12 protein-coding genes are annotated in these 12,522 nt (G+C 67.9%); 2 read left to right on the top strand and 10 right to left on the bottom strand.

Going from position 1 to position 12,522, the window contains the following annotated elements:
• Positions 1-91 precede the first annotated feature (91 nt).
• The 6 genes from Q9R30_RS07670 to Q9R30_RS07645 all read right to left on the bottom strand — a co-directional run bounded on the left by Q9R30_RS07670 (position 92) and on the right by Q9R30_RS07645 (position 5,588).
• Positions 92-841 carry a dienelactone hydrolase family protein gene (locus tag Q9R30_RS07670; RefSeq protein ID WP_311217228.1) on the bottom strand — a complete coding sequence of 250 codons (750 nt, stop codon included), beginning with the start codon at positions 839-841 and terminating at the stop codon, positions 92-94.
• Between the two features lie 42 nt (positions 842-883).
• Complete coding sequence (gene tgt / locus Q9R30_RS07665) at positions 884-2,233, bottom strand: tRNA guanosine(34) transglycosylase Tgt (RefSeq protein WP_396136702.1); 1,350 nt, start codon at positions 2,231-2,233, stop codon at positions 884-886.
• Positions 2,234-2,279: 46 nt separating this feature from the next.
• Entirely contained in the window at positions 2,280-3,008 is a 729-nt protein-coding gene (locus Q9R30_RS07660) for an SRPBCC domain-containing protein (RefSeq protein WP_311217227.1), read from the bottom strand.
• Between the two features lie 84 nt (positions 3,009-3,092).
• The gene (locus tag Q9R30_RS07655) at positions 3,093-4,112 is read right to left on the bottom strand and encodes a DUF6707 family protein (protein WP_104996742.1); all 1,020 of its coding nucleotides are present in this window, start codon (positions 4,110-4,112) and stop codon (positions 3,093-3,095) included.
• A gap of 88 nt (positions 4,113-4,200) precedes the next feature.
• A complete protein-coding gene (locus Q9R30_RS07650; RefSeq protein WP_104996743.1) occupies positions 4,201-4,740 on the bottom strand; it encodes an NUDIX hydrolase family protein in 540 nt (179 codons plus the stop codon).
• A gap of 113 nt (positions 4,741-4,853) precedes the next feature.
• Complete coding sequence (locus Q9R30_RS07645) at positions 4,854-5,588, bottom strand: VOC family protein (protein WP_311217226.1); 735 nt, start codon at positions 5,586-5,588, stop codon at positions 4,854-4,856.
• A 106-nt stretch (positions 5,589-5,694) separates the two neighbouring features.
• On the opposite strand from Q9R30_RS07645, the gene Q9R30_RS07640 reads away from it, so the two are divergent.
• Positions 5,695-6,333, top strand: coding sequence for a YdeI/OmpD-associated family protein (locus tag Q9R30_RS07640; protein WP_311217225.1), 639 nt, complete (start codon positions 5,695-5,697; stop codon positions 6,331-6,333).
• Between the two features lie 54 nt (positions 6,334-6,387).
• Here the strand turns inward: Q9R30_RS07640 and Q9R30_RS07635 are convergent, their stop codons facing one another.
• The 4 genes from Q9R30_RS07635 to Q9R30_RS07620 all read right to left on the bottom strand — a co-directional run bounded on the left by Q9R30_RS07635 (position 6,388) and on the right by Q9R30_RS07620 (position 11,588).
• A complete protein-coding gene (locus Q9R30_RS07635) occupies positions 6,388-7,545 on the bottom strand; it encodes an ABC transporter ATP-binding protein (RefSeq protein ID WP_311217224.1) in 1,158 nt (385 codons plus the stop codon).
• The gene (locus Q9R30_RS07630; RefSeq protein WP_311217223.1) at positions 7,542-9,131 is read right to left on the bottom strand and encodes an iron ABC transporter permease; all 1,590 of its coding nucleotides are present in this window, start codon (positions 9,129-9,131) and stop codon (positions 7,542-7,544) included. The genes Q9R30_RS07635 and Q9R30_RS07630 overlap by 4 nt, the downstream gene beginning before the upstream one ends.
• 4 nt (positions 9,132-9,135) lie before the next feature.
• On the bottom strand, positions 9,136-10,191 hold the full coding sequence (locus Q9R30_RS07625) for an iron ABC transporter substrate-binding protein (RefSeq protein ID WP_104996747.1): 1,056 nt from the start codon (positions 10,189-10,191) through the stop codon (positions 9,136-9,138).
• 161 nt (positions 10,192-10,352) lie between these two features.
• Positions 10,353-11,588 carry a glycoside hydrolase family 76 protein gene (locus tag Q9R30_RS07620; protein ID WP_311217222.1) on the bottom strand — a complete coding sequence of 412 codons (1,236 nt, stop codon included), beginning with the start codon at positions 11,586-11,588 and terminating at the stop codon, positions 10,353-10,355.
• 134 nt (positions 11,589-11,722) lie between these two features.
• On the opposite strand from Q9R30_RS07620, the gene Q9R30_RS07615 reads away from it, so the two are divergent.
• On the top strand, positions 11,723-12,517 hold the full coding sequence (locus tag Q9R30_RS07615; protein WP_311217221.1) for an SDR family NAD(P)-dependent oxidoreductase: 795 nt from the start codon (positions 11,723-11,725) through the stop codon (positions 12,515-12,517).
• Positions 12,518-12,522: the final 5 nt, after the last annotated feature.

The raw sequence follows: 12,522 nt of genomic DNA, 5'->3' as shown, positions 1-12,522 counted from the left end.
TGCTGATTGCTGTCTCCAACAGCCCCGCCAGCCGGGACGGCTGGCGCTCCCTGCGACGTCCCTGGTGATCCGGTAAAGAAGTGAGGTGGCGTCAGCCCTTCAAGGTCCGGTCGAGCAGGGCGCGCAGCTCCCGGAAGTGCCGTTCCGTGGCTCCCACGTGGAATGCCGAAGTGTCCGCCATTGAGTAGCCGTGGGATGCACCCCGGTAGACCTCGTTGGACGCCTTGAGGCCTGCGGCCTTCAGGGCCTTCCCCAGCCGGGCCACGGCGTCAGCATCCATGCTCCGGTCGTGGTCTGCGTGGCCGAACACGAACTCGGCTCTGGCCGTTCCGAGCCGCAGGTGCGGGCTGTCCGGCTCGTCCGTGGCCAGCCCGCCGCCGTGGAAGCCGCCGCATGCCGCCACCACCTCCGGGTGGGCCGCTGCGGTGCGCACCGCCAGCCTGGCCCCCATGCAGTAGCCAAAGGTGCCGATGGGACCCGGCGCAACGCCATCAAGCGCCCTGAGCGCCGAAACCCAGGCATCGATGTCCGCGAGCGCCTTGTCAGCAGTGAGGTGGCCAATCCGCGGGAACGCCGCCTGGCCGGCTGCCTGCCTGCCCTCCGGAGTGGTCATGTCCCCTTTCGGGGCAAGCTCGGCAACAGTTCCATCCCGGTAGAAGACGTTCGGGGCCAGGACGACATAGCCCCAGTCGGCAACGCGTTGCGCCATGTCCCCGATGCGCGGGCGCAGGCCGAAGGCGTCCATGTACAGGATCGCGCCCGGGAACGGCCCGCCGCCGCTGGAAGGACGGGCCACCAGGGCTTCCGCGGTGCCTTCCGCGGCAGGGATTCCAATGAGCATGGGGTCAGGATATCGGACGCAATTCCGACGGCGGCGCGCCGGCTACGCGTAATACCGCGCCAGGGTGTCTGCTTTGAAGTCGAAGAAGGTGCCGTCCTCGATAGCCAGGCGGGCGTCGTCAACCATCTTCACCACGAACCGCTCGTTGTGGATGGAGATCAGCGTGGCGGACAGCATCTCCTTGGCCTTGTACAGGTGATGGATGTAGGCCCGGGAGTAGTTGGCGCAGGCGTAGCAGTCGCAGCCTTCCTGCAGCGGCCCGAAATCGCGTTTGTACTTGGCGCCGGACAGGTTGAACCGGCCCTGCGGCGTGTAGAAGGCGGAGTTGCGGGCCACCCGGGTGGGGGAGACGCAGTCGAAGGTGTCCGCGCCGTTCTCGATGGCCGTGAAGATGTCGTCCGGTTCGGAGATGCCCAGCAGGTGCCGGGGCTTGTCCTCGGGCAGCTCCTCGTTGCACCACCGGACAATCGTGCCCAGGTTCTCCTTCTCCAGCGCCCCGCCGATTCCGAAACCATCGAACGGCATGGCACCGAGGTCCCGGCACGCCTTCCGGCGCAGGTCCTCGTACTGCGCGCCCTGGATCACGCCGAACAGGGCCTGGTACGGTTTGCCCGCCCTTTCTTCCGTCAGCCGGAAGTGCTCCTCGAGGCAGCGCAGCGCCCACAGCCGGGTGCGCTCCAGCGACTCCTCCTGGTAGCCGCGTGAGTTCTGCAGGGTGGTGAGCTCATCAAAAGCGAACATGATGTCCGCTCCGATCCGGTGCTGGACCTGCATGGAGATTTCGGGGGAGAACCGGTGCCGGTCGCCGTTGAGGTGGCTCTTGAACCACACGCCGTCGTCGTCGATATGGGCCAGGCGTTCCTTGCCGGGGGCCACCGCGTCGTCCGGTCCGGGCCCGCCGGCGGCAGCCACAGTCTTCATGTCGATGACCTTCTTGAAGCCCGAGCCCAGGCTCATCACCTGGAATCCGCCCGAGTCCGTGAACGTGGGCCCTGGCCAGTTCATGAACGCGCCCAGGCCGCCGGCCTCGTCCAGGATGTCCGCGCCTGGCTGCAGGTACAGGTGGTAGGCGTTGGCCAGCAGCGCCTGTGCCCCCAAATCCGCCATGGCCTCGGGCAGTACGGACTTGACCGTGGCCTTGGTTCCCACGGCAATGAAGGCCGGGGTCTGGATCTGGCCATGGGGCGTGGAGATGGTGCCCGTACGTCCCAGGAACCGGCCCCCGTTGGACGCCTCCTGCGGGGCGGACGGCGGGCAGCTCTCGGCCAGGCGCGTGCCTACCCGGAATGAAAACTCCGACTGCCGTGCCCGTGCTTCATCGCCGGCAGTGCGCGGGCCCGGTTCAAACGCGGCGTCGGCAGGGTGTGGAGCAGGGGCGGGGTTGGCTGGCACCGTACAAGTGTGCCAGCAATCAGCACCGTCCCGGCAACCGGGCCGGTCAGCTGACCGGTTCCGCTGCGGGGTAGTGCTCAGCCCGCCAGGCATCCCAGGATGAGCGGATGGCATCCAGCCTGGCGGCGCCGAGATCGTAGGTGGAGGCGATGACCAGGGACCCTTCGCCCTCTGCGCGTACGTCCTTGATGGCGGGATGGTCGGCCACCACCAGGAGCCCTTCGCCGTGTTCCGCGTAGTTGTGCACCGTGACACCCACCTGGTGGCTGGTCCGGTACCAGACCTTTCCGCTGATCTCCTCGCCGGTCCCCAGTTTAAGCTGGTAGCTCTCGCCCGGTGCCGGCAAATCCGCCAGTCCGAGTTTCTCGATCGCGGAGCCCTGCCCTTCCGCCAGATGCAGGAACAGGGTGTGGCGCTTGCCGTGGGGGTGGCGTTCCAGGGCGAAGCGGAGCTGCTGGAGGAACGTGAGCCAGCCCTGCGTGATGTCCTCGTCCCAGGCCGCCCACTCTGAATCGTGGTCCATGGCACTCCGGGTCACGCTGACCCGGGTTCCATTGGGCTCGGGGTGAAGTTCAAAGGTGTCCCCGCCGTGAACGGTGAGGCTGGTGTGGTCCGGGGACTCCTCAACGTCACCGGAGAAGTAGATTTCCTTGATCTCGGCATCCAGGTCTTCAGCCTGCCAGCCATGCCATTGGGCTACTTTGGACGGTTCCCGCAGCATGGTCCAGACCTGCGGCGCGTCGGCGTTGATCACTACGCTCAGATTGTTGGTCATAGCCCCGAATGTACAACTCCGGCCGGGTGCCGGGAAGGGGGCAAATTACCTAACCCGGCACCCTGTTCAGGGGCGGGTGCATCGTCAGGAACGGACGGCTTCCAGCTCGTTGCTGATCCGCCGCTCGAGTTCGCCCATCCCAATGGTTTCCGAGCCCCCGTGGGCGCGGAGGAACAGCAGGGATTCGAGCCGCAGGAGGCGCCATTCGCGCTCGGCGTCGTGGTTGGAGTTGTCGATGGAGCGGAAGATTTCCTTGTCGTACAGGTTGGGCTCGTTGAGCGAGCGCTGCCGGACCTTCGCCGCCATCCTGGCCTTGAACGGATCCGATTCCTGGTTTTCGGGGGTCCGGAGCAGCTTTTCGTAAACCTCAGCCCGCTCCGCCTGGCCGTCCTGCCGGCAGATGTAGCTGGACAGCGCCAGGGACGCCTCCACGGACGCCCACCGCCCAGGGTTCCCGTCGAAGGGCAGGACATTGAGGAGGTCGGCCACGGCGAGTGCGCCCTCGGCATCCTTGAGGGTGATGAACAGCTCGTGGGCAAGGTCGCTCAGGTCCTTCAGGCAGCTGCCTGACTTGAAATTGACGCCCTTGGCCAGCCGGTCCGCCAACAGCAGCACGCCCTGGGCATCAGGATGCGCTTCGGCCGCGGCCTCCACCACTGATTCCGGAGTGCCCTGCGGTGCGGGAATCAGTGCCAGGTCCTCTTCACTGGGACCGCTCACCGCCGGCGGGACCGCCGGGAGGGGAGGTACGACGACGGCGGGAGCGGCGGCAGCGGAGGCAGGCTCTTCGCCGGGCTGCTTGGCGTGTTCCTGCCCCGCGTCTCCCACTGCCGGGGCAGGGACGCCGGCTGCCTGCGGAAGCTGCGTGACGGCGTCGGACTCTTCCTCCAGCACCGTGACTGTGGTGCCCACCGCGATGCGGAGGGTACCGCCGCCGGACAGGCTGGCGAGGACTAGCGCGGGCGCCCCGAAATCGTCCCGTTCCAGCTCAACCTGGTGTATCTCCGCCGTCCGCCCGCCGTCGGGCAGGACAATGTGGTTGCCGGTGGTCAGGGATCCAGCCTGCTGTTCAAGATGGTGACGGGCGGCTGGTGTTTCGGTCATGGGAGTCCTTAAGTTCTCTTGCGGTCCGCCCTACAGTCTACAAAGACGGGCCCTTAAAATCGGGGACCCCCACGTCCCGGCGGGGGTGTCAGAAGCCCACTCCGGCGAAGGCCAGGGCCTGGCGGATGAGGGCTCCGCGGCCACCGGAGAACTCCATCTGGACGCCCGGGCTGAGGACTTCCTCTGGGGTCATCCAGGTCAGTTCCAGGGCGTCCTGGCGGGGCTCGCACTCGCCGGTCACCGGGATGACATAGGCCAGGGCCACGGCGTGTTGCCGGTCATCGGTGAAGCCGGTCTGGGACGGTGCGGGGAAATATTCGGCCACGGTGAACGGCACGGGGCTGATGGGCAGCTGCGGGAACGCCAGCGGTCCCAGGTCCTTTTCCATGTGCCGCAGCAGCGCGGCGCGGATCGTTTCACGGTAAATGACGCGCCCCGACACCAGGGACCGGACCATAGTTCCGTCCTCGTCCGCCTGGAGCAGGGTTCCCACTTCGTTAACGAAGCCCAGGGGGTCCAGCCTGACGGGCACTGCCTCCACGTACACCATGGGCAGCCGCCCGCGCGCCTCAAAGAGGTCCTCTTCGGAGAGCCAGCCGGGATTCGGGTCAGGAGTGCGCACGTTCATGGTTAAGTTCTACCCCATGGGACCCCGCTGGATAGCCGAGGCTCAGCTGCGGGCGGAATGCGTCGGCCCCGCCCGTCACCCGTCGGCCCCCTGCCGCCCGTGGGGCAACTTTCTCACTCGTGGTGGCGCCCGGCGATCCAGAGGGTGGCCGGCACGTGCCCGGCGCCGGGCCCGCCCGCGTCGGGATTGGCTACATGGAGGGTGCGTCCGAACGCTTCCTCCGTGAGGCTGACCCGCAGACCTGCCGAGGCGAGGCGCTGCCGCAGGGGTTCCAGTGCGCCGTCGTACTCGAAGCCCAGTCCTGAACGTGGCGGTCCTGAAGCCGGCCGCACCAGCAGGACTCCGCCGTTCTTGGTGGAAAAATCGGCGGTGTCGTCCTGGTCCGGAACCGGGCGCGGGCGCGCCCCGATGTGCTGCAGCGTGCGGGCGGCGGCGGCGGGATCTTCGGTAAACCAGACCCCGGCGACGGCCAGCGCCGGGTCAGCGTCCGCGCACTGCGCAAAGTGGGACGCCTTGTCCGCCAGGAAGCTGAAGCAATCGGGAGCCGTGATCCTGCAGGCCTCGCCATGGTCCGCGGTGACGAGTTCCGCGGGGGCGGCGCCGTCCTCCTCTGCCGCGAGGTTGGTCCGGCGGGCGAATTCCGCAAGGTCCCCCACCTCCACCGCCAGTGCTGTGGTGCCGTCCTCCGCAGCGCCTTCGGGGACGGTGTGGAGGGCGAGGCGGCCGGAGCCGGCGTCGAAAACCCGCCGCCCGGCGTCGTTCTCGGTAATGACCATGCCCAACGCGGTGAGGAGCGTGTCCCAGGAGTCGGGCCTGGAGGTGGAATGAAGGGGGCGGACGCGGAGCATGGCTTGTCCTTCGGATCGGTACGGGACGCTTAGGGCCCATACTGCCACGTGGGCCGGCAGCTGTCTTGGCGCTTGTCCCGGCGGGCTGCAGGAGCACAATAGGGGCATGGCCGTTGAACTCGAGGAACTGCTGCTGCCGGACGCGGTGGCATGGCGCAACTGGCTCGAGGCGAACCACAGGACCAGCCCCGGCGTGTGGCTGGTCCTGCACAAGAAGGGCGGAAACGTGACGGAACTGGACTACGCCGCCGCACTGGACGAGGCACTGTGCTTTGGCTGGATCGATGGCCAGACGCGCCGCCGTGATGAGCACACGTCGCTCCAGCGGATGACGCCCCGGACCCGCAGGAGTCCGTGGTCGGCGCGGAACGTGGGCCACGTGGCGCGGCTGGATGCGGCGGGGAAGATGACCGACGCCGGGTGGGCGGCTGTGAATGCGGCGAAGGCTGACGGGCGCTGGGCAAACGCGTACGGCGGACAGGCCGTGGCCGAGGTTCCGGAGGACCTGGCCGCCGCCATTGCTGCGGTTCCCGCCGCCCAGGCGATGTTCGACGTCCTGACCAGGACAAACCGGTTTGCGCTGATTTACCGGGTCAACTCCGCTGTGCAGGCTGCCACCCGGGAACGGCGGATTGCCGGGTTCGTGGACATGCTGGCGCGGGGCGAGGCCCCGTATCCGCAGAAGAAGCGTCCCGGCGACCCTGCGCCGTCACCCCAACCGACCAGCCCGCCCCCAACTGAGTAGCGCCAAGTGTCGTTTTGAGGCTCCAAAACGACACTTAGCGCTACTTAGTTGGGGTTAGTCGTCCAGGGGGAACGCCACGCCTTCGCCCACCACGCGCAGGCACAGCTCCATGCCGGGCCGGGCGATGGAGGCGTTCCAGTGCCGGATGGTGATGATCTCGCCGCCGCCGGGGTAGCGGTGGTCCGGGCTGGAGGCCAGCTGTGGCGGAACAGACAGTTTCAGGCGCACGGTGGTTTCCGGGCCGAAGTAGTCCGTGTCCACTACAACGCCCCGGATGTTTCCGCCCTCGGCAATCCTGATCTGCTCGGGCCGCAGCATCAGCTGCACCCGGCCCTGCGCCGGCGGCCGCCGGACGGGGATCGCCCCCAGGGAGCAGGTTGCCAGCGAACCCTCCAGCCAGGCGTCCAGGATGACCGCATCCCCCAGGAACTCGGCCGTGGCCCGGTCCGCCGGGCGGGTGTACACCACGAACGGGTTGCCGATCTGGGCGAGTTTGCCGCCACGCATTACAGCCACCTGGTCCGCGAAGGACAGCGCCTCGGCCTGGTCATGGGTCACCAGGATGGTGGTCACGCCGGCCTTATTCAGGACCTTGGCCACTGCCCGGCGGGTGGCTACCCTGAGCCCCGCGTCGAGTGCTGAGAAGGGCTCGTCAAGGAGCATCAGTTCGGGCTCCCGCGCCAGGGCCCGGGCCAGTGCTACGCGCTGCTGCTGCCCGCCGGAGAGCTGGTGGGGGCGGCGCCTGGCCATGGCCGCATCCAGTGACACCATTTCCAGCAGTTCACTGATCCGTGCGGCCACAGCGCGCCGGCCGCCGGGCAGGCGGTCCGGATCGAGCCCGAAGGCCACATTCTGCCCCACGCTGAGGTGCGGGAACAGGGCACCGTCCTGGGCAACATACCCGATGTGCCGTTTGTGCGCGGGCACCCAGACGCCGTCGCCCGCCACTTTGGTGCCGTTCAGCGCGATGGTGCCCGTCTCGGGGTGCTCGAAGCCGGCGATCAGCCGCAGCAGGGTGGTCTTGCCTGACCCGGACGGGCCCACAATGGCCGTGGTTCCGCCTTTGGCGACGGAGAGGTTGACGCCCTTCAGGACGGCCTGGTTGCCGAAGTTCTTGGTGACGTCCGTGATCTCCAGGTGGCTGTTTGTGGTGGGCGCCACGGACGGCGCGATCCGCGGTTCCGGCAGCCTCGAGGGGGCTTGTTCTGTCACTGTCCGGCTACTTTCTTGGACTGCTGGAAAAGGAGGTACGTCATCGGCGCGGAGAGCAGGATCATCAGCAGGGCGTACGGCGCGGCGCCGGCGTAGTCGATCTCGCTGCTCTTGCTCCAAAACTCGGTGGCCAGCGTGCGCGTTCCGTTGGGGGAGAGCAGCAGGGTGGCGGTGAGCTCGTTGGCGATGGCAAGGAAGACGAGAGCCGCGCCGCCCGCGGCGGCTGGTGCCGTGAGCCGCAGGGTGACCCGGACGAAGGCCACGAGCGGACGCTTGCCCAAGGCCAGGGCGGCCTCGTCCAGTTCCTTCGGAGCCTGCGCCAGTCCAGCCCGGAGGTTGACCAGGGCGCGCGGCAGGAACAGGAGGACGTAGGCCGCCACCAGCACCCCTGCGGTCTGGTAGATCCCCGGCACAATCCGGATGCTCACCGTCACGAAGGCCAGGCCCACCACGATGCCGGGCAGGGAGCTGGTGATGTAGTTGGAGAGCTCCAGGGACTTGCTGAACCAGCCGGGGTGGCGGACAGCGAGGTATGCCATCGGAAATGCCACCACGATGGTGGCCGCGGCGCCGGTCAGGCCATAGCCGAGCGTGGTGAGGAGGGCCGGCAGGAACTCGTCCGCGGCCCAGGCGGCGGTTCCGCCGGAGGCCACCCAGCGCAGCACAAAGAACAGGGGGAGGCCGAAGGCCAGTACGGTCAGTCCGACGAGGAACAGCTGGGCGGGAAGCTGGTACGCGTGCAGCGGCAGGCGCAGAGCCTTCGCCTGCGCGCCGGGGCCGATGCGGGCGTAGCGGGCGGTGCCGCGGCTCCTGACTTCGGCCAGCAGCAGGAGGAGGCAGAAGAACACCAGCACGCTGGCCAGCATGTTTCCGGCAGCACCGTTGAACGTTGACTGGTACTGCACCATGATGGCCGTGGTGAAGGTGTCGAAGCGGATCATGGCGAACGCCCCGTACTCGGCGAGCAGGTGCAGGGCCACCAGGAGCGCACCGCCGGTCATGGCAATGCGCAGCTGCGGGAGGACTACCCGGAAGAAGGACCGCCAGGCGCCGAGGCCCAGCGCGGCCGCCGACTGCTCGATGGCAGGGTCCAGCCGGCTGAGCGCGGCAGCGGCGGGGATGTAGACCAGCGGGAAGTAGGACAGTGTTGCGATCAGGACCCCCGAGCCCAGGCCGCCGAGCGACGGGATTGCCGAGACCCAGGCGTAGCTGTTGACGAACGCAGGGATGGCCAGCGGCGCGGCCAGGAGCACAGCCCAGATCCGCGCGCCGCGCAGCGTTGTGCGTTCCACGAGCCATGCCCCGGCGACACCGAGGACCAGGCACAGCGGGACGGTGATCGCCGTCAGCAGGAGGGTGTTGAGCAGCAGTTCGGCCACGCGCGGACGGAAGATGAGTTCGACGGCGGTGTCCCAGCCGGTTGCCGCGGTCATGTACACCACGTAGGCCAGCGGAACGAGCGAAAACAGGGCAATCAGCACCGCCAGCGCGGACACCGCAGAAACGCCGAAAGGCGGGCGGGGGCTGCTGCCCCGGCCCGCCGTCGTCGAGCTCCCCCGAGGGGGAGCCGAGAGATCAGGAGTCACGGATTTAGAGGAGTCCTGCCGCTGTCATCAGGTCGGTGACCTTCTTCGAGTTGAGCTTGGCGGGATCGACAGTGGGGGCCTGGAGCTCCGCGATCGGAACCAGCTTCTCGTTGGCCGGAACATCCGAGGCGATGGCGTACTCGAACGAGGTGCCGTCCTTTAGGATTTCCTGGCCCTTCTTGCCGGTGATGAACTTCAGGAACGCCTGGGCATCAGCAGCCTTCTTGGAGCTCTTCAGGACACCGCCGCCGGATACGGAGAGGAAGGCGCCCGGATCCTGGTTCTTGAAGTAGTACGGGCTGACGTTCTTGGAGTTCTCGCCCGTCTTCGCCTGGTCGCCGTAGTAGTAGTAGTGGTAGATCAGGGCCGCATCCACTTCACCGGCGTTGACGGCCTTCATGGCGGTGCTGTTGCCCTTGTAGGCCTTGAAGTTTTCCTTCATGCCCTTGAGCCACTCCTCGGTTGCGGCCTCGCCCTTGAGCTCGAGCAGTGCCGAGACAATGGCCTGGAAGTCGGCGCCGGACGGCGAGGCGGCCCACTTGCCCTTCCACTCCGGGTTGGCCAGGTCCAGCATGGACTTGGGCAGCTTGTCTTCCGTCAGCTTGTTCTTGTCGTACACCAGGACCGTGGAGCGGGCAGCGATGCCTGTCCACTTGCCGGTGGAAGGACGGAACTCTGCCGGCACCTGCGCGGCGGTTGCCGCGTCCACATCCGCGAACAGGCCGGCGTTCTCAACCTGGGTCATGGCGGGGGAGTTCTCCGTCAGGAAAACGTCGGCCGGGGAGGCGTCGCCTTCCTGGATGATCTGGTTGGACAGCTCGGTGTCCGACCCCTGGCGCATGGTGACCTTGATGCCGGTCTCCGCCGTGAAGGCGTCGATCCATTCCTTGGTCAGGCTCTCGTGCTGCGCGTTGTAGACGGTGATTCCGCCCGAGTCCCCGCCAGCGGCGGAAGACGAGCCGGTGGCTGCCGGAGTGGAACCGCCGCCGCAGGCGGTCAGTCCGAGGGCTGCGGTGGCGGCGAGTGCGATGCCGGCCAGGGCGCTGTTGCGGATCTTCATGGGGGGGCTGCTTTCTGGAAAAAAGTCAACGGGACCGGAGTCCTCATGGGCCGGGATTCGGGAGGCCTACGGGGAAAGCGTAGGTTAGCCATACCTAAGCCACCAAGCCGCAGCGGGGTTATGTGAGCAGGATCACAAGAATTACGGAAGTGTTGCGTGCCCTAATTGCCGGGGCTATCCGGGAGGGTTGCCGCGGCCTCCAGGGCCATCCATGCCTGCAGCTGGGTGGAAAGCTCGACGGCGGTGCCCGCGGGGCAGGTTTCCCGTGCAGGGTTGGCAGCGTGCAGGGAGAAGATGCTTGCGCCGTTCTTTCCGTCGGCTTCGCCGGCTTCCACGGGGCGCCGACCGGCCCAAAAAGCGCCTGCCGTACTGGCCACCAGCGTGGCGGCGGCGCTTCGGGTCCGGGGGGACAGCCTGGCGTCGGCGGCCGCGAGCGCCAAGTAGCGGCAGAGGATTCCAGTGAACAGGCCGCCGTCGCCCGTCCCTTCGCACCGCAGGACGCGGGCCTCGCCGGTGGATGCTGTGCCGGTGGATGGTGCGCTGGCGAGGGGCGGAACCGTGAGATGCTGGTCCGCCGCCTCCACCACGACGGCTGCCCGGGCAAGGTTCGCCTCCCCGCCCTGTTCCAGGAGGGCGCCCAGGACGGGGCCCTGGTTGTAGGTGTAGACCGTCCGTTCCACCATCACTTCGCCGGCCGCGTTCAGCCGCGCACCGTCGAGGTACAGGCCTTGGTCCGGGTCGAAGAGGGTGGCGTCCAGCCAGTCCAGCAGCGCTTGTGCCTTTTCGGGGCGGCCCGTCCGGGCGAAGTAGAGAGCGACCGGCGCAGTGGCCGGGGTGTTCTTGAAATCCCGTGCTTTGCTCCAGAAAGCGCCGCCGCCCAGGTCCGCCGTGCATGCTGCCTCGAACTGGAGGGTGAGGGACTTCCGGACGCGCGCGTTGCGCCCGCGCCCCGGCTTGCGGGCCTCTTCGGCCAGCTTGTCGAGCCGGTGGGTGGCAAGCGCCAGCCAGGCCATGTCGTCGTAATAGTTGTTGACGAGCGTGAAGGCGTTCCGCAGCCGGATTCCGGTGACCAGGCGGGAGGCGAGCTGCCCGGCGCTGGGGTGCTCCGGGCCGTTGAACCTCGCGGCGGGGGTGGCGCCGCAGCCGAGTTCCCGCAGCCCTGCATCAACCAGGCAGTCAACGTAATGGGCCTGCCACCAGTAGTGCCAGGGCCCCAGGAGCGCGCCCTTCGGATCCCTGCGCCGGGAATGTGGGGTCCACTTCACGGCACCGAGGTGGGTGCCCGGCAGGAACAGCAGCCTCCTGCCGAAGAGCGTGGTCACCGATCGTGCAGCTTCATTTGCCCTGCCGTGCCAGCGGGAAAGATCCTGGCGGTCAGGGGGGTCCGGACGCGTCATGGATCCCACCCTAGTCCGCTGCCTCCCGCCCCCGGGAAGCGCCCATGGATGCAGGGCTTCCGTATTTCAGTTAACATTCACTAACTAACCTCCGTGGCCGGCCTGCCGTGGGGGACGCGCATCAAGGAGGATGTATGGACGTCAACGGCACTGTGGCGCTGGTGACCGGGGGAGCCTCGGGCCTGGGGGCGGCAACAGTCCGGCGCCTGTTCGACGACGGCGCTTCGGTGCTGCTGGTTGACCTCCCGTCGTCGGCAGGGGCTGCCCTCGCAGAAGAACTGAACGCGGCCGGCAGCCCGGGCAGGTCCGCCGTCTTTTCGCCCGCGGACGTGACCAGCGAGTCCGAGGTCCAGGCCGCCGTCGACGCCGCGGTCCGCCTTGGCCCGCTGCGGATCGTGGTGAACTGCGCCGGGATCGCCACCCCCGGAAAGGTTCTGGGCCGGGACGGCGTGCTTCCTCTCGAGGCCTTCAACCGGGTCATCCACGTGAACCTCATCGGCACCTTCAACGTGGTGCGCCTCGCAGCCGCAGCCATGGCAGCCACCGAACCGGCCACCACAGTGCTGGGCGGCCCGGAGCGCGGCGTGATCATCAATACCGCCTCGGTCGCGGCCTTCGAAGGACAGATCGGCCAGCCGGCGTATGCGGCCTCCAAAGGCGCGGTGGCGGCCATGACGCTGCCAATCGCCCGGGAACTGGCCCGCTCGCTGGTCCGGGTGGTCACCATCGCGCCCGGCATCTTCGAGACACCCATGATGGCCGGCCTGCCGCAGGAGGCGCAGGACTCCCTGGGGGCGCAGGTGCCGCATCCCTCACGGCTGGGCAGGCCCCACGAGTACGCAAACCTCGTGGCGCACATCGTGGACAACGCCATGCTGAACGGGGAAACCATCCGCCTGGACGGCGCCATCCGGATGGGCCCGAAGTGACTGCA

This window comes from Arthrobacter sp. AB6, from assembly GCF_031844545.1.
Lineage (GTDB): Bacteria > Actinomycetota > Actinomycetes > Actinomycetales > Micrococcaceae > Arthrobacter.
The sequence above is the reverse complement of the archived record's forward strand: the minus strand, read 5'-3'. Positions and strand labels throughout refer to the sequence as shown.

Coding starts and splice junctions, on each gene's coding strand:
- Q9R30_RS07660 (WP_311217227.1), bottom strand. CDS start 3,008: ATGACCAACAATCTGAGCGTAGTGATCAACGCCGACGCGCCGCAGGTC.
- Q9R30_RS07670 (WP_311217228.1), bottom strand. CDS start 841: ATGCTCATTGGAATCCCTGCCGCGGAAGGCACCGCGGAAGCCCTGGTG.
- Q9R30_RS07620 (WP_311217222.1), bottom strand. CDS start 11,588: ATGACGCGTCCGGACCCCCCTGACCGCCAGGATCTTTCCCGCTGGCAC.
- Q9R30_RS07625 (WP_104996747.1), bottom strand. CDS start 10,191: ATGAAGATCCGCAACAGCGCCCTGGCCGGCATCGCACTCGCCGCCACC.
- Q9R30_RS07650 (WP_104996743.1), bottom strand. CDS start 4,740: ATGAACGTGCGCACTCCTGACCCGAATCCCGGCTGGCTCTCCGAAGAG.
- Q9R30_RS07645 (WP_311217226.1), bottom strand. CDS start 5,588: ATGCTCCGCGTCCGCCCCCTTCATTCCACCTCCAGGCCCGACTCCTGG.
- Q9R30_RS07655 (WP_104996742.1), bottom strand. CDS start 4,112: ATGACCGAAACACCAGCCGCCCGTCACCATCTTGAACAGCAGGCTGGA.
- Q9R30_RS07615 (WP_311217221.1), top strand. CDS start 11,723: ATGGACGTCAACGGCACTGTGGCGCTGGTGACCGGGGGAGCCTCGGGC.
- Q9R30_RS07640 (WP_311217225.1), top strand. CDS start 5,695: ATGGCCGTTGAACTCGAGGAACTGCTGCTGCCGGACGCGGTGGCATGG.